Raw genomic sequence first — 15,916 nt, forward strand, 5'->3', positions numbered from 1 at the left:
TTGCAGGAGCAGCGTGCCATCTGGCCCGAGGAGTCGCCCCGTGACGTCGCTGCAGAGCTTTATCAGACCGATGCGTGCCCTGCTGCTGGCCAGCGTGGCGGCGGTTGTGCTCAGCGCCTGTGCTTCCAATCGCGGCAGCATGCCATCGCCCGATTATTCGGGCATGCCGGCCGGGCAGACCCAGCAAAGCCTGGGCGAGCTGACGGCGCGCTACAAGGCCAATCCCAAGGATAAGCGCCTAGCCATTCACTACGCCGCCGCCCTGCGCGCGGTGGGCCAGAGCAAGCAGGCCGCCTCGGTGCTGGAAATCAGCATCGGCTACCTGCCCGGCGACGTCGATATCTCGGTAGCCTATGCCAAGGCACTGACCGCCGATGGACGGTTCGAACAATCGCTACAGGTGCTGGATAACGTCATTCGTCCGGAAGCGCCGGACTGGAACGCGCTGCTGGTCAAGGGCGCGACGCTTGACCAGGTCGGGCGCAACGGCGAAGCGCGGGCGCTCTATACGCAGGCGCTGGTCTATGCCCCCGGTGAAGCGTCGATCGAGGCCAATATGGGCCTCAGCTATGCCATGACCAATGAGCTGCCCGCCGCCGAGCAGCATCTGCGCCGCGCCGTAAAAATGCGGGGCGCCAGCAGTCAGATCCGCCAGAACCTGGCGTTGATTGTGGGCTTGCAGGGGCGGTTTGAGGAATGCCGGGCCATGTATGCCGCCGAACTGCCGCCCGCGCAGGTGGAGAGCAATATGGCCTATGTACGGGCGCTGCTGACCCAGCAGAACCGCTGGGACATGATCGAAAAGGGCTAAGGCCCTCCCCGGCTTGGGCCGGGAGCAATTCAGAAATCTTCAGATACCCCTGCATCTCAGGATGGGCCCCGGCTCGAGGCCGGGGTGACATTGTGGGTGGGGAAAGCGACGTGCTGACTGGTGGAGCACCCCTCACCCTGGCCCTCTCCCCGGAGGGGCGAGGGTACGCAGGAGCCGAGGGATTAGAGTGGGCGAAGCCCCCTAGACGCCGTTGCTCATGACGGTGGCCACGGGGCCGCCGAAGACCTTGATCATGGCGGGCGCCAGGATGACGATGAACAGCACCGGCAGGAAGAACAGGATCAGCGGCACGGTGAGTTTTGGCGGCAGCGAGGCCGCCTTTTTCTCGGCTTCCATCATGCGCTGTTCGCGGCCTTCCTCGGCCATGACGCGCAGAGCCTGACCCACTGACGTGCCATAGCGATCGGCCTGAATCAGCGCGGTCATCACCGATTTGACGCCATCGAGCCCGGTGCGCCGGCCCAGATTTTCATAGGCGCGGCCGCGATCTTCGAGAAAGGCCAGTTCGGCCGTGGTGAGGGTCAGTTCTTCGGCCAGCTCGGCGCTCTGCTGGCCGATTTCCTTGGCGACACGCTTGAAGGCGTGTTCGACCGACATGCCCGCCTCAACGCAGAGCAGCATCAGATCGAGGCAATCGGGCCAGGCGCGCCGAATCGAGAACTGGCGCTTGGTGGTGGTGTTCTTGAGCAGCACATTGGGCAAGTAGGCGCCGACCAGGCCCGCGCCGATGGCATAGACCAGATTGAGATAAAGCGGGCGGTCACCCGGCGCCAGCACCAGCAGGTAAAAGGCGCCAAAGGCGAAAATGGCCAGCGGCGTGACGAAGCGCATGAACAGGAAAGTGGTCAGGTGCCCCTGCCCGCGAAAGCCGGCCATGGCCAGCTTGTCGACGGTGGCATCGTCCTGAAAGGCCTTTTTGAGGTCGAAGCGCTCGACGGTGCTTTTCATGTAGGACTTGGTTTCGGCCGAGCGCCGGATGCCCCGACCATCGGTGGCGACGCCGCCACCGCGCAGCCGGGCCATTTCCTCGGCCCGCATCTTTTCGCGCTCGAGGGCCACGCGCTTGATGCGGCCCTTCATCTCGGATTTGCCAATGAGGCTCGAGCCGAAAGTGAAGACCACCGCGGCCATGGAAATGGCCGCAAGGGTGGCGATCAGGAACTCCCGCTGGGTCAAAAGCTGCAAGATGTTCATGGCTGCGCTCCCCGCCTGGCTATCAATATTCGAACTGGATCATGCGGTTCATGACGAAAATGCCCATGCCCAGCATGGCCACCCCCACCCCGAGCCAGATATGGCCCAGCGGGGTGAAAAACAGCGGCCCGAGATAGGCCGGCGAGACGATGCTGACCAGGGTGCCCACAACAAACGGCAGCGAGCCGATAATGCCGGCGGAGGCCTTGGCTTCCGAGGACATGGCCTTGATCTTCTGCTTCATTTTCTTGCGGTTGCGCAGCACCTTGGCGAGATTGCCCAGGGCTTCGCTGAGGTTGCCGCCGGCCTGCTGCTGCACGGTGATGACGACGACGAAGAAATTGACTTCGGGCAGCGGCACCCGGTCGAGCAGCACGCCCACCGCCTCGGTCATCGACATGCCGAAGGCCTGCTGATCGAGCACGCGGCCGAATTCGGATTTCACCGGCTCCTTGGCGTCCTTGGCGACCGAGCGAATGGAGTCGTTGAGCGGTAGGCCGGTCTTGACGCCACGCACGATGGCTTCGACGGCGTTGGGCAATTCGTCGAGGAACAGGCTGTGATATTTCTTGCGCTTGCGGCTGACATACATTCGCGGCAGCAGATAGCCCGAGGCCAGGCCAAACACCGGCGCCAGATAGATGGGCACCTGCACCAGCACCAGCAGCACGGTCACCACCGCGCCGAAAATGATGCTGTTGCGGATGAAGGCGGCCGGCTTGATGGTCATGCCGGCCTGGAAGATCAGCTGCGCCAGGGTCAGGCGCTTCTTGGCGTTGAGCGCAGCGGTCTGCGATTTCAGCGCCTGCTGCACGCTCTTGCGGCGGTCATCGCGGCTACGGGCCAGATCGGCCTCAAGTCGGTTGACCCGTACATTGCCCTGCAAGGCCTTGCGGCGCTGCTCGGCCCGACCACCACCCAAGGCCGAGGGCACGAGCGCAAAGCCCGCCGCACCGACGGTAATCATGGCGAGAATGACAAGGAGAATGGTGTTCATTACGAATCCAGCAGTTCGCGCTGTTCGGTATTGGACTTTTCGAGGGCTTCGACGAGGTTGGCTTCCTCGTTGAAATAGCGGGCGCGCTCCGCAAATTGCGGCTTGGTGATGCCGGTGGAGCGGTGCTGGCCCATTAGCATGCCGTTCGCGTCTTCGCCCATGATGTCATAGACAAAGATATCCTGGGTCACGATGACGTCGCCTTCCATGCCCAAAATCTCGGTGATGTGGGTGATGCGGCGGGAGCCGTCGCGCAGGCGGGCGGCCTGCACCACCACGTCGATGGACGAGGTGATCATTTCGCGGATGGTGCGGCTGGGCAGGCTATAGCCGCCCATGGTGATCATCGATTCCAGTCGCGACAGGGCTTCGCGCGGGCTGTTGGCGTGCAGCGTGCCCATCGAGCCGTCATGGCCGGTATTCATGGCCTGGAGCAGGTCGAAACTCTCGGGGCCACGCACTTCGCCGACGATGATGCGTTCGGGGCGCATGCGCAGGCAGTTCTTGATGAGATCGCGCATGGTGATCTCGCCTTCGCCTTCGAGGTTCGGCGGACGAGTTTCGAGGCGCACCACATGGGGCTGCTGCAGCTGCAGTTCGGCTGAGTCCTCGCAGGTGATGACGCGTTCGTCTTTTTCGATGAAGGCGGTCATGCAGTTGAGCAGAGTGGTCTTGCCCGAACCGGTACCGCCTGAAATCAGCACATTGGCGCGCACCCGGCCCAGGATGCGCAGCACCTCGGCGCCCTCGGGCGAGATCGAGCCGTATTTGACCAGCTGGCCCAGAGTCAGCTTGTCCTTCTTGAACTTACGAATGGTCAGCGCGGCGCCGTCGATGGCCAGCGGCGGAGCGATGACGTTGACGCGGGAGCCGTCGGGCAGGCGGGCGTCGCAGATGGGGGAGCTTTCATCGACGCGGCGGCCGACCTGGCTGACGATGCGCTGGCAGACATTCATCAGATGGGCGTCGTCGCGGAAGCGCACATTGGTCAGGCGCACCTTGCCGGCGACTTCGATGTAGCATTTCTGCGACCCGTTCACCATGATATCGGCGATGTCGTCGCGGGCCAGCAGCGGCTCGAGCGGGCCATAGCCGAGCACGTCGTTGCAGATATCTTCAAGCAGATCTTCCTGCTCGGAAATCGACATGATGATGGATTTGAGCGCGATGATTTCGGCGACGATGTCGCGGATTTCCTCGCGTGCCGCGTCCTGATCCATGGTCGCGAGCTGGCTGAGATCGATCGAGTCGATCAGCGCGTTGAAGATGGCCGACTTGGTGTGGAAATATTCCTTGTCGCGCGCCGCATCGGCGGGGGAGCGGACATCGACCACCTCGTCGCCGCTGCGCATGCGTGCCGCCATGGCATCGCCATCGGAGGTGCGCCGGACCGGCGCCTCGGAGCGGGGCGCGGGGCTTTGCACCGGGCGCGCAGCTTCGCCGACGCCTGGAGTATTGCCGCCGAAAGATGTGCGCTTGCCAAACATGGTCGTCCTACCGTTCTCGATAACTGAAGGCGTTCTCAGGCCCGCTTCTTGAGGAACGAGGGCAGTTTCATCAGGCTCGCTGACCTGCCCCCGACCAGTGGTGCCTGCCGCCCCGTCACATGCTGGCTGATGGCGCGATAGACGTCGTTGATCTTGTTGTTGGCAGCGACCTCGGCGATCATCTGGCCATTATTGGCGGCGGTGCCGAACAGGGCCGCGTCGAAGGGAATCTGGCCCAGCAGCTGGCATTCCACCGAGGTGGCGAATTCGGTCGCATTGATCTCGGGGCGGCGCGGCATGCCGACCTTGTTGAGCACCAGGCAGGGCGCGCTTTCGGTGGGGCGCAGCGCCCGCATGGTATCGGCCAGGTTCTTGGCGTTGCGCAGATTGGCCAGGTCGGGCTCGGCCACGATCACCACCTCGTCCACCGTGGCCAGCGTGTGCCGCACCCAGGCATTCCAGGCATGGGGAATATCGAGCACCACCATGGGCATGGTGTTCTGGCACAATTCGAGGATCTGCTCGAATTCGCGCTCTTCGAAATCAAAAGTATTATCCAGCGTGACCGGCGCGGTCAGCAGGTTGATATGGTTGGCCGCCTTGCTCATCAGGCGGTCCAGCATGGTCTGATCGACCTTCTGGTTGGCCATCAGCGCATCGGCGAGGCCGTGCGGCGGGTCCTGATTGAAATTGAGCCCGGCGGTGCCGAAGGCCAGGTCCATGTCGAGGATCAGGCTATCCTGGCGGAGCGTTGTGGCGATGGCCCAGGCGACGTTATGCGCCACGGTCGAGCCGCCGGCGCCGCCCTTGGCGGAGACGAAGCCAACGGTACGTCCGATCGGCGCCGAATTCTCGGAAGCGAACAGGTCGGTGATGGCGGTGACGATCTGCTGGGCGGTGGCCGGCAGCACGATATATTCGGAAATGCCCGAGCGGATCAGTTCGCGATAGAGCAGCACATCATTGACGTGACCGAGCACCACGACACGGGTCGAGGCGTCGCAGACTTCGGCCAGCCGGGCCAGCGCGCCAGGAATCTCATCGGGCACCAGCGTGGTCTCGACGATGATCAGATTGGGTGTGGGGTTGGATTTATAGGTCTCAACCGCACCGTCAATGCCGCCATTATGGGTGGTCAGCGCCACCTTGGACATACGCCGATCATGGATGGCGCTCTCGACCAGCTGGGCGGTCTGGGAATGCTCGCAGAAGGCCTGGATGGTGATGCGCGGAATGAGGCGCGCCCCGGCCGCGATGTCGGCCGCCGGCTCTTCGGACTTTTTCGGTTCAGATGACAGGAAACTCATGCAACCAATACTCCTTGACGCCTGGCCTCAATCGAGGACGAAGCCGACCGAACCGCTAAAGCTGCCGCGCATCTCGCCGGTCCGGCCTACGCCGTACATATTTTCAAGCCGACCGAGGAAAATGGACTCGGCATCGCTGGCCACGGTCGACCGGTCGGTCGGCACGGGGATGGAATTGCCCGGGCTGGGCGCCACCAGATAGGGCGTCACCAGGATCACCAGCTCGGTCTGTTCGGTCTGGAAATCGCGCGAGCGGAACAGCGCCCCCAGGATCGGGATATCGCCCAACCAGGGGAACTGATCGACCTGCTGACTGGTGCGCTCTTCGAGCAGGCCGCCAATCGACAGGGTCATGCCGCTGGGCAGTTCCACCGAGGTGCTGGCCTGACGTTTGCTGATCGACATATCGGCCTTCGGCTCGGACACCGAGGTGTCGACCTTGAGCGCGATGGTGCCATTGGACTTGACCACCGGAGTGAAGGACAGTTCGACGCCGTAGGGCTTGAACTGCACGGTTCTGGTCAGCTTGCCGTTTTCCTCATCAAAGGTGGTGTAGGGCAGCTCCCCACCGGCCAGGAAGGTGGCCGGCTCGCCGGAAATGGCGGTCAGTGTTGGCTGCGCCAGCACGCGCAGGGCGCCGCGACCTTCAAGCGCCCGAATGGCGGCGGTGATGCCATTCCCATTGGACTGGAAACCGGCATTGGCAGCATGCGGGTTCTCGGGATCGATCATGGTGTTGGCGAAATTCAGCAGATTGGTGGTGCCAACGTTGAAGACTGCGCCCAGATTGATGCCGAACTGCTTGGCGATGCTGCGCTTCACTTCCGACACGGTGACCTGCAGCATGACCTGCTGGGCGCCGGACACATCGAGAATATTGGCGACGTTTTCGGGGGCGCCAGCGAATTGCACCGCCACGGCACTGGCCCGGTCACGGTCTTCGCCGGACAGCACATTGCCGGTCAGCACGACGCGGTTGGTGTCGCCACCCAGCGTTACCGATTCAACGCGGATATTGGAACCAGGGATGATCCGGGCCAGCGCCACCTGCAGCGCATTGCCGATCTGGGACGGCTCTTCCATCACCTTGACGTCGAGCACGGCGATGGTGCGGCCGGAATCGTCGAGGAAGAAAATATTGGTATCGCCGCCGGTGATGCCCTGAATGAGGGCCCGGGTGCGCGTCCGCATGATGGCCGCCGCGACGCCGGGCTGAGAGACAATGACTTCAGCGGCGCCGGCCGGCAGATCGACCAGTACGGTCTTGTTGATCTCGACCTCGAATTTGCGCGTCGACCCGTAAGCAGCCGCGGAGATGGCCACATGGGTCTCGCCTAACGCCATAGCCGGAACCGTGGGCAAAAGCAGAAGACCGAAGCCTAGAGCCGGGGCGGCGAGCAGCAAGGCGAGCCGGCGACGAAGTGTGGTGCGCTGTGTGATCATGATCATCTCCGCCCCTACTGGGGCACCACCTGGGGTTCGAAGGCACCCATATCGGGATCGGTATAGGCCACCGGCTCCATGGACTGGCCGAGCAGCGTGGGATTGGCTCCCGCCAGGATCGACTGTTCCCGGCCGAAGCGGATGAGCCGCACCGTCTGGTTGGAATTGGATGTCTCGGCCGCGGCGGTCTTGTTGAAATCGACCACCGAACGCAGGGTCAGGGTCAGCTGGCCGCGCGTCGATGCATTGATGATGGTTTCGGCCTGGGCCGGATTGAGTTCGAGCGTCGCGATGGTCGAGCTGTCAAAAACCACGGGCGTCGGGGCCGGCGACGCGGGGTCTTCCTGACCGCCGGTGGCACCCATTTCGCCCAGGCGGTGGCCGATGGCGAGCACCCGCACATTGGAGAGCAGCACTTCGGATTGCTGACCCGCGTCGGTCTGGCTGGTCAGCACCACATCGACCCGATCATTGGGAACGACGAAGCCGCCAGCGCTGGAGACGGCGGTGACGCCGACCGACACACCGCGCATGCCTTCGCTCAGCACTGCCGAAAGATAGCCCTGATCGGAGCGGACCAGCTTGGCTTCGCGGATGGGTTCGCCGGGGAAAAATTCAAACCGCGCCACGGCGCCGGTCAGCTTTTCCGGTGCATCGGGCATGGCGGAGATGGTCACATATTCGGGACGAACCGCGCCTTCGGGCCAATCCTGCCATTCCAGCGTGGCCGGGCTCAGGCGCTCGCCCATGCCGATCGGCGCCCTGGCGACGAGAATCTGGGTCTTGGCTTCCTGAATGGTTTCGGTCTGCACGATTTGCTGCGGAGCCTGGCCGCCACCACGTGTCACCAGAAAGGCGGCCAAGCCGCCGGCGACAAGCGCCACAACCAACAAGATGATACGCGCCGGCTTCATGACCCACTCCGGTTGTCCGCGGGCACGATAAGCCCAATTCCACCGAGTGAACTCTGAACCGAAAGGGTCAAAGTTTGGTTAACCGGAGCTTTTCCGATGCAGTTAACAATAGGTAAATTTTATTGATTTGCGAAAATGGCCAGCAAGCACAACAAACGAGGCCACACTATTGCGCCCTGTCGACCCGGTTACTTGCTGGCATCTCACTCAGGTGGTGAGGCGCTCGAAAATGGCGGAGTTGGAATAGGTGAGCAGGCCCGCCACGGCCAGGGCGATGCCATAGGGCACGCCGGCCTTCTTGTCGCGCAGCCGCTCGATCCAGCCATAGCGGGCCAGCAATGGCGTGAGCGGCAGGTTGCGCAGCGCCAGAATGGCCAGCGTCAGCACCCCGCCCAGCAGGGCGGCATAAACCAGATAGGGCAAGGTCAGCCCGAAGCCGAGCCACAGGGTGGTGGCCGCTGCCAGCTTGGCATCGCCGCCGCCGATCCAGCCCAGGGCAAACAGGGTGAACGCCACCGCCAGCACGATCAGCGCGCAGACGACATGCATGGCAAATTGTTGCAGCGGCAGATTGACGGCGATGGCCACGACGCAGAAGCAGGCGACGAGAAACAGCACCAGCTTGTTGGAAATGCGCATGGTCAGCAAATCGGATGACGCCGCCAGAGCCATGCAGGCCGGAAACAAAAACAGCGCCAGGGTCGACATAAGAAACTCCGGGCTAACCGAATGGTGCAGCAACAAGGCTAGACTGCCAAGGCCCGGTTAAGAAAGCTCAAATAAAAGGAGGAGCGCAAGCGCCCCTCCTTCAGGATCGGATGACCCCAACCGCGTTAGGTGCCAGCTGCCGGAGCTGTCGGCACAGTGACCGCACCGAGGCGATTGGAAATACCGTTGAACAGATCACCGAGATTGGTTCCCAGCGCGCTGGCGGCCAGAATGATGCCGACAGAGATCAGAGCGGCGATGAGGCCGTATTCAATTGCGGTTGCGCCGGACTCGTCCTTGGCGAAACGTGCGAAGATGTTCATTCCCAGGCTCCATTTTTCACGTCATCTAGTGACGTCATCGTCCGACACGTCACACATCGAACAGTTACGGAAGCTAGTTTGAAGGTCTTGAAATTACGTTAATCGGATAGTGTGCGTGACGCCGCCTCTTCTTCGTTTATCTCATGATAATCAAAGCGTTAACAGGATCGACGGCATTTTATGAATCCCACAGAACAGCCGGTATATTAAGCGAATATCCGCAGATACTCATTCCACTAGGGCAACAACTCATCCTCAGGGAAATCTACTACGTAATAAAGACAGACAACTTGGCTCAACATCATCGATGCCGCGTTGAGCGCGTTTGCCAATTGTAAACCATTCCAGCGGAAACTGATGCCGTCGAGTATCAGTACCGCCCGGAAACCGCCATGCGCCCCATGATTGCCGCCGCCTTTGCACTCAGCCTGTCGCTGGCCGCCAGCCTGGTTCCGGCGACACCGGCCATTGCCGTCGAAGGCGCGCCGATCAACGTCAATGTCAACATGGCGCGCATTTTGCGCATCAATGCCGCTGCGGCGACGGTGATCATTGGCAATCCCGGCATCGCCGATGTCACCATCCAGGACCCGCAGACGCTGATCCTGACCGGCAAGAGCTTTGGCCAGACCAATCTGATTGTGCTCGACAGCGCCGGCAATCCGATCGCCGATACCTTGATCGAGGTAGTGCAGATGCAGGCCGGCGTGGTCACGGTCTATCAGGGCCAGGCCCGCACCAGCCTCGCCTGCGCGCCAGTCTGCCAGTCGGTGGTGATGATGGGCGACGACACCGAATTTTCGTCGCAGGCCATCGCCTCGGCGCAGCTGGTGCAGCAGCTCGCCAACTAAGATTCAGGCTTACTTAACCCTAGCGGCAGGCCATGCCCGCCGGCTCGGCGATCCTAACTATCGATTAGCCATGGCAGGCTAGGTTCGGCGCGTTGTAACCGAGCGTGGACCATGGCCGGACGGATCGCTTCGCTTATCGGAAATGCCGTGCTGCCCCGACGGCGGCGCGACTTCCTGCGCAACGAGGCCGGCGCGACCGCCGTTGAAGTCGGCCTGCTCGCTTTGCCCTTTTTCGCCATTCTTGGCGCCATCCTTGAGACTTCGGTCGTGTTCCTGTCCGGGCAGGTGCTCGACAGCGCCGTGCATGATGTCAGCCGGCTGTTGCGCACCGGGCAGGCGCAGAACGCCAAATACACCCTCACCGACTTCCGCAAGGGCGTGTGTGACCGGCTGTTTGGCCTCTACTCCGATTGCGACGGGCTGCATATCGAAGTTCAAACCCTCTCCAGCTTTGCCGCTGCCGATATCAAGCCGCCGATCGACCCGAACTGCGACAAGCCCGAATGTGACAAATGGACCCGCGATGAGGTTTACGCGCCGGGCATGGGCAAGGAAATCACCGTGGTTCAGGTCTATTACAAATGGCCGGTGATCCTCAATCTGGCCGGGATGAACCTGGCTGATCGGCCCGGCGGCAAACGCTTGATGGGCGCGGTTGCCGTGTTCAGCAACGAGCCCTTTTCATGAGCGCGGCCGGTCGCAAATTGCTGGCTCTGCTGCGCCGCCTGCCCAAAGCCCAAGAGGGCGTGGCGGCGGTGGAATTCGCCCTGATCCTGCCGATCATGCTGATGATCTATATCGGCTCAGTGGAGGCCAGCGCGCTGATTTCCATGGACCGGCGGGTGCAATCGGTCACCGGCACGCTGGGCGATCTGGTGGCGCGGACCGACACCTCGCTGTCGCGGGACCAGCTGGACGACTATTTCCGCGCCGCCAGCGCCATCATGACGCCCTATCCGGCCAATGAGCTGCACCAGGTGCTGTCGCAGGTGAATGTCGCGCCCGACGGCAAGGCAACGGTCGACTGGTCGCAGCGCTACGATCATAACGGCGAGGCGTTCATCATGGGCCAAGGTTATGCCAAGGGCGCAACCTATCCGCTGCCGGCCGCCATGGTCGCGATCGCCAAAAAGGATGCCGCCAGCGTCTCCGTCATCGTCTCCGAGGTCAGCTACAGCTATCTGCCGCTGTATGGCATCGTGTTCGAGCTACCGGTGCAGCTGCACCGCGAAAATTTCTTCATGCCGCGCTTTGGTGGCAGCATCGCGTTCAAATAGCCCGGCTTGCCTCGGCTAGCCCTGCATGGCACAAGCCGGCATTCCCTTCCTGTCTGGCGGTAAAGCAATGAACGACGATACGATTGTCCCGGTATTTGATCTTGGCGGCGTGTTCGTCGACTGGAACCCGATGTACCTGTTCCGCAAGCTCTTCGACAGCGAAGAGGATGCGCTGTGGTTCCGGGACAATATCTGCACCCTGGACTGGAACCTGGAATTCGACGCCGGCGAGATCTACTCGGAAGGCGTGGCCAAGCTGATCACCCGCTTCCCCAAATACTGGCGCGAAATCCAGGCCTTCGACCTGCGCTGGAAAGAAACCATGGGTGACTTCATCCACGGCACCATCGACATCCATAACGAGCTGGTCGAGCAGGAAGTCCCCACCTTCGCCATCACCAATTTCTCCTGGGAGAAGTGGGTGAGCTGCCTGCCGGACTGGCCGTTCCTCGAGAAATTCGATGGCGTGGTGGTGTCGGGCCTCGAAGGGCTGGTGAAGCCCGATCCGCGCATCTATCGCGTGTTCTGCGAGCGCTATGGCCTGGCGCCGGAAAGCTGCGTCTTCATCGACGATAGCGAGTCCAATATCGTCTCGGCCCGCCGCTTCGGCATGCACGGCATCCACTTCACCGACCCCAAGGCCCTGCGCCAGGAACTGATCGCGCTCGGCCTGCCGCTCAAGGCGAAGTAATTCTAGCCACTATCCACGATGCCTCCCTTCTCCCCTTGTGGGAGAAGGTGCCCGAAGGGCGGATGAGGGGGCTTCCTCAGCATTGAAGCATGGGCGGATGCAGCCCCCTCACCCTGCAATTCTGCTGGACGCAGAATTGCTGTCCCTCTCCCACAAGGGGAGAGGGTAGAAAGAGGTGATGGGGAAAGAGCCTGGCGCCTACTGGAACCGGCCGCCCTTCTGGATGACTTCGATCTGGTAGCCATCGGGGTCGGCGATGAAGAAGAAGCGGGCGACCAGCGTCTCGCCATTCTTGAAATCGACCAGCTTGCGCGGGCCGTAGCCCAGTTCGGCCAGCCGCGCATGGGTGGCGTCGACATCATCGACCACCACCGCCAGATGACCATAGCCATCGCCCAGCACATAGGGCTCGGTTCGGTCGTGATTGATGGTCAGTTCCAGCTCGAACCCGCCGGTCTCGGCGGCCATATAGACCAGTGTGAACGCCTCGAACGGCACGCGGTCGACAACGGCCAGCCCGAAGGCCTGCTCGTAGAAATCGACCGAGCGGGCTTCATCGATGACGCGGATCATCGTGTGGGCAAGTTTAGCCATGGTTAGTCAGTCCTATTTGGTGCCGTACATGCGGTCGCCGGCATCGCCGAGACCAGGCACAATATAGCCCTTTTCGTCAAGATGACTGTCGATGGCGGCGGTGAAGACCGGCACGTCGGGCTCGCTTTCGGTGAAATTCTTGATGCCTTCGGGCGCGGCCAGCAGACACAGGAAACGGATATTGTTGGCGCCGCGCTCCTTGAGCTTTTCAATGGCGGCGGTGGCCGAATTGCCGGTGGCCAGCATTGGATCGACGACGATGATCAGCCGGTTGGCCAGATCGGAGGGGGCCTTGAAGTAATATTCGACCGGCTCCAGCGTTTCATGATCGCGGTAGAGGCCGATATGGGCCACGCGGGCGGCGGGCACCAGGTCGAGCATGCCATCGAGCAGACCATTGCCGGCACGCAGGATGGAGGCAAAGACCAGCTTCTTGCCCTTGATTGCCGGCGAGTCCATCGAGGACATCGGCGTCTCGATCGGGATCATCTCCAGCTCAAGATCGCGCGTCACCTCGTAGCACATCAGATGGGCGATCTCGCGCAGCAGGCGGCGGAACCCGGCAATCGAGGTTTCCTTGTTCCGCATGATGGTCAGCTTATGCTGGATCAGCGGGTGATCGATGACAGTCACATTGCCCACGACCTTGCTCATTCGATCACCTCAACTACAGAAAAGATTTGCCGTGGCGGCCGGGCGCGAGGCCGAGCCAGCTGGCAATGGTTTCGCCAATATCTGCGAAGGTGGAGCGAATGCCAATCTCTCCCGCAGCCAGGCTTGGGGAAAAGACCAGGATCGGCACCTGTTCGCGGGTATGATCGGTGCCCGGCCAGGTCGGATCATTGCCGTGATCGGCGGTAAGCACCAGCAGATCGTCGTGGCGCAGCTTGGCGATCATTTCCGGCAGGCGGGAATCGAAATATTCCAGCGCCGCCGCATAGCCCGGCACGTCGCGGCGGTGGCCATATTCGCTGTCGAAATCGACGAAATTGGTCATGATGAAGGCGTGGTCGTCGGCCATCTCCATGGCGTCCAGCGTCTTGTCGAACAGTTGCGGCAGGCCGGTGCCCTTCATTTTGTGGGTGACGCCATGGCCGGCATAAATGTCGGAAATCTTGCCGATGGCATAGACTTGGTTGCCGGCGCCCTGATTGCGGTCGAGCAGGGTCGGCTCAGGTGGAGCAATCGCGAAATCGCGACGATTGCCGGTGCGCTTGAAGCTGGCGGCATCCTCCCCGATGAAGGGGCGGGCGATGACGCGGCCGATCATCAGCGGCGCAGTGAGTTCAAAAGCGATCTGGCAGATTTCGTAGAGGCGTTCGAGCCCGAAATGGCCCTCATGGGCGGCGATCTGGAACACCGAGTCGATGGAGGTGTAGCAAATCGGCTTGCCGGTGCGGATGCTCTCCTCGCCCAGTTCGGCAATGATGGTGGTGCCCGAGGCGTGCTTGTCGCCCAGAATGCCGGGCAGCTTGGCGCGCTTGATGAACTCGGCGATCAGCTCGGGCGGAAAGGTGGGCTCGGTCTGGGGGAAATAGCCCCAATCGAAGGGTACCGGCACGCCGGCGATTTCCCAATGGCCCGAGGGGGTATCCTTGCCACGCGACACTTCGCGGCCGACGCCGAAGCGGCCGCCCTTGGGCGTGGCTGACAAATTGGGCGGCAGGCTGCCGGTGGAGAGCTGAATGGCGGCGCCAATGCCGAGCGCGTCCAGATTGGGCACATTCAGCGGCCCGGCGCGCAACCCCGCACGGTCGGCCTTGCCGGCCGCCGCAAATTCGGCGATGTGGCCAAAAGTGTTGGAGCCGACATCGCCATATTTATCGGCGTCCGGTGCGCCGCCAATGCCGACGCTGTCGAGAATGCAGAGAATGGCGCGCGGCATGGGGGACTCCTGGTTTGTCGGCGTGAGCAGGCTAGGCTGGCGAAATGGCGCCGGCAATCAGTGGATGCGGAGTGGCCCTATCCCCTAGCTGGTAGGCGGATTTGAGGCGGGCTTCTGCCTCGGCGGCAGAGGCTTCGTCGCGCGCGTGGATGCGGGCAATCGGGGTGTGCGCATCGGCGGCGGCGCCGAGGCCAAGCAGGCGGTCAAAGCCAACAGTATGATCGATGCTGTCAGTGGGTGTGGTGCGCCCGCCTCCCAGGATGACCACGGCCATGCCGACGCTGCGGGTGTCGATGGCGGAGACAGCGCCCTGCCCGGTGGCGAAGACATCGCGGATGATCGGCGCGGGGGCGAGATAGCGATCCATGTTGGCGATGAAGTCGCTCGGCCCACCCAAAGCCGCAACCATGCGGCCAAAGCGGTCGGCGGCGCGGCCGCTGTCGAGCGCCTCATCCACCAGTTTGCGGGCTGTAGCGGCATCGCTGGCAACGCCAGCCATTTCCGCGACCACGGCGCAGAGCGCCAAGGTCACCTCGCGCAGGCGGGCATCCTGATGCTGGCCGGTGAGGAAATCGACCGCATTACGCACTTCCAGCCCATTGCCGGCGGCGCTGGCCAGCGGCTCGTTCATGTCGGTGATCAGCGCGCGGGTCGGCAGGCCGGCGCCATTGGCGACCTCAACCAGACTGCGCGCCAAGGCCTGCGACTTTTCCAGCGTCGGCATGAAGGCGCCGGAGCCGGTCTTGACGTCGAGGATCAGCGCGCCGAGCCCCGCCGCCAGCTTCTTGCTGAGAATGGAGGCGGTGATCAGCGGGATGGATTCGACCGTGCCGGTGACGTCGCGGATGGCGTAGAGCGCCTTGTCGGCGGGGGCGAGATCGGCAGTCTGGCCGATAATGGCGCAGCCGGCCTCGCGCACCACCTTGCGGAACAGGGCATTGTCCGGGCTAGTGGTGTAGCCCGGGATGGCGTCAAATTTATCCAGCGTGCCGCCGGTATGGCCGAGGCCGCGCCCGGAAATCATCGGCACGTAAATACCGATGGCAGCCAGGATCGGCGCCAGCATCAGGCTAACATTGTCGCCGACGCCGCCAGTGGAATGCTTGTCGGCCACCGGGCCATCGAGATCGGACCAGTCGAGCACCGTGCCGCTGTCGCGCATGGCCAGGGTCAGCGCGACGCGCTCCGGCATGGTCATGTCGTTGAAATAGACCGCCATGGCAAAGGCGGCGGCCTGAGCATGAGACACGCTGCCCGTAGTGAAGCCGGCGATGAAACCGGCGATTTCCTCAGTGCTGAGGGCGTGACCATCACGTTTGCGGGCGATGACTTCTTGCGGGAGGAAGAGCATTCAGGGTCTTTCTGCGGGCGGCGCTTGTTGCTCCACCCCCTCCTGGCCTCCCCCATCAAGGG

Annotated in this window: 17 protein-coding genes; 5 read left to right on the forward strand and 12 right to left on the reverse strand. The window is 62.5% G+C overall.

Annotation, left to right across the window (positions count from 1 at the left end):
• Nucleotides 1-40 precede the first annotated feature (40 nt).
• Nucleotides 41-811, forward strand: coding sequence for a tetratricopeptide repeat protein (locus ACX3OZ_RS12035; RefSeq protein WP_459094731.1), 771 nt, complete (start codon nucleotides 41-43; stop codon nucleotides 809-811).
• Nucleotides 812-1,012: 201 nt separating this feature from the next.
• Here the strand turns inward: ACX3OZ_RS12035 and ACX3OZ_RS12040 are convergent, their stop codons facing one another.
• From ACX3OZ_RS12040 to ACX3OZ_RS12075, 8 genes are all read right to left on the reverse strand, one after another.
• Nucleotides 1,013-2,026, reverse strand: coding sequence for a type II secretion system F family protein (locus tag ACX3OZ_RS12040; protein WP_459104585.1), 1,014 nt, complete (start codon nucleotides 2,024-2,026; stop codon nucleotides 1,013-1,015).
• Nucleotides 2,027-2,048: 22 nt separating this feature from the next.
• A complete protein-coding gene (locus ACX3OZ_RS12045; protein ID WP_459094729.1) occupies nucleotides 2,049-3,023 on the reverse strand; it encodes a type II secretion system F family protein in 975 nt (324 codons plus the stop codon).
• Entirely contained in the window at nucleotides 3,023-4,510 is a 1,488-nt protein-coding gene (locus ACX3OZ_RS12050; protein ID WP_459094728.1) for a CpaF family protein, read from the reverse strand. The genes ACX3OZ_RS12045 and ACX3OZ_RS12050 overlap by 1 nt, the downstream gene beginning before the upstream one ends.
• A gap of 35 nt (nucleotides 4,511-4,545) precedes the next feature.
• On the reverse strand, nucleotides 4,546-5,817 hold the full coding sequence (locus tag ACX3OZ_RS12055; RefSeq protein WP_459094727.1) for an AAA family ATPase: 1,272 nt from the start codon (nucleotides 5,815-5,817) through the stop codon (nucleotides 4,546-4,548).
• A gap of 27 nt (nucleotides 5,818-5,844) precedes the next feature.
• Nucleotides 5,845-7,260, reverse strand: a complete 1,416-nt coding sequence (locus tag ACX3OZ_RS12060; RefSeq protein ID WP_459094726.1) for a type II and III secretion system protein family protein — start codon at nucleotides 7,258-7,260, stop codon at nucleotides 5,845-5,847.
• Nucleotides 7,261-7,274: 14 nt separating this feature from the next.
• Nucleotides 7,275-8,174, reverse strand: a complete 900-nt coding sequence (cpaB, locus tag ACX3OZ_RS12065; RefSeq protein ID WP_459094725.1) for a Flp pilus assembly protein CpaB — start codon at nucleotides 8,172-8,174, stop codon at nucleotides 7,275-7,277.
• 207 nt (nucleotides 8,175-8,381) lie between these two features.
• Entirely contained in the window at nucleotides 8,382-8,882 is a 501-nt protein-coding gene (locus tag ACX3OZ_RS12070; protein ID WP_459094724.1) for an A24 family peptidase, read from the reverse strand.
• A gap of 125 nt (nucleotides 8,883-9,007) precedes the next feature.
• A complete protein-coding gene (locus tag ACX3OZ_RS12075) occupies nucleotides 9,008-9,205 on the reverse strand; it encodes a Flp family type IVb pilin (RefSeq protein ID WP_459094723.1) in 198 nt (65 codons plus the stop codon).
• A gap of 392 nt (nucleotides 9,206-9,597) precedes the next feature.
• Between ACX3OZ_RS12075 and ACX3OZ_RS12080 the strand changes: the two genes are divergently transcribed.
• The 4 genes from ACX3OZ_RS12080 to ACX3OZ_RS12095 all read left to right on the forward strand — a co-directional run bounded on the left by ACX3OZ_RS12080 (nucleotide 9,598) and on the right by ACX3OZ_RS12095 (nucleotide 12,024).
• Nucleotides 9,598-10,056, forward strand: coding sequence for a pilus assembly protein N-terminal domain-containing protein (locus ACX3OZ_RS12080; RefSeq protein WP_459094722.1), 459 nt, complete (start codon nucleotides 9,598-9,600; stop codon nucleotides 10,054-10,056).
• Nucleotides 10,057-10,167: 111 nt separating this feature from the next.
• Complete coding sequence (locus tag ACX3OZ_RS12085; protein WP_459094721.1) at nucleotides 10,168-10,743, forward strand: TadE/TadG family type IV pilus assembly protein; 576 nt, start codon at nucleotides 10,168-10,170, stop codon at nucleotides 10,741-10,743.
• Nucleotides 10,740-11,333, forward strand: coding sequence for a TadE/TadG family type IV pilus assembly protein (locus ACX3OZ_RS12090; RefSeq protein WP_459094720.1), 594 nt, complete (start codon nucleotides 10,740-10,742; stop codon nucleotides 11,331-11,333). Before ACX3OZ_RS12085 ends, ACX3OZ_RS12090 begins: the two co-directional genes overlap by 4 nt.
• Nucleotides 11,334-11,400: 67 nt before the next feature.
• Complete coding sequence (locus ACX3OZ_RS12095) at nucleotides 11,401-12,024, forward strand: HAD family hydrolase (RefSeq protein WP_459094719.1); 624 nt, start codon at nucleotides 11,401-11,403, stop codon at nucleotides 12,022-12,024.
• 198 nt (nucleotides 12,025-12,222) lie between these two features.
• Here the strand turns inward: ACX3OZ_RS12095 and ACX3OZ_RS12100 are convergent, their stop codons facing one another.
• From ACX3OZ_RS12100 to deoA, 4 genes are read right to left on the reverse strand one after another with little or no spacing between them, the layout of a single operon-like run.
• Complete coding sequence (locus ACX3OZ_RS12100) at nucleotides 12,223-12,618, reverse strand: VOC family protein (RefSeq protein ID WP_459094688.1); 396 nt, start codon at nucleotides 12,616-12,618, stop codon at nucleotides 12,223-12,225.
• Nucleotides 12,619-12,630: 12 nt separating this feature from the next.
• Nucleotides 12,631-13,272: a uracil phosphoribosyltransferase gene (gene upp / locus ACX3OZ_RS12105; RefSeq protein WP_459104586.1), complete on the reverse strand. Its 642-nt coding sequence runs from the start codon at nucleotides 13,270-13,272 to the stop codon at nucleotides 12,631-12,633.
• A 13-nt stretch (nucleotides 13,273-13,285) separates the two neighbouring features.
• On the reverse strand, nucleotides 13,286-14,503 hold the full coding sequence (locus ACX3OZ_RS12110) for a phosphopentomutase (RefSeq protein WP_459094686.1): 1,218 nt from the start codon (nucleotides 14,501-14,503) through the stop codon (nucleotides 13,286-13,288).
• A gap of 31 nt (nucleotides 14,504-14,534) precedes the next feature.
• Complete coding sequence (deoA, locus tag ACX3OZ_RS12115; RefSeq protein WP_459094685.1) at nucleotides 14,535-15,854, reverse strand: thymidine phosphorylase; 1,320 nt, start codon at nucleotides 15,852-15,854, stop codon at nucleotides 14,535-14,537.
• Between the last annotated feature and the right edge of the window lie 62 nt (nucleotides 15,855-15,916).

Source organism: Devosia sp. A369 (assembly GCF_054489345.1).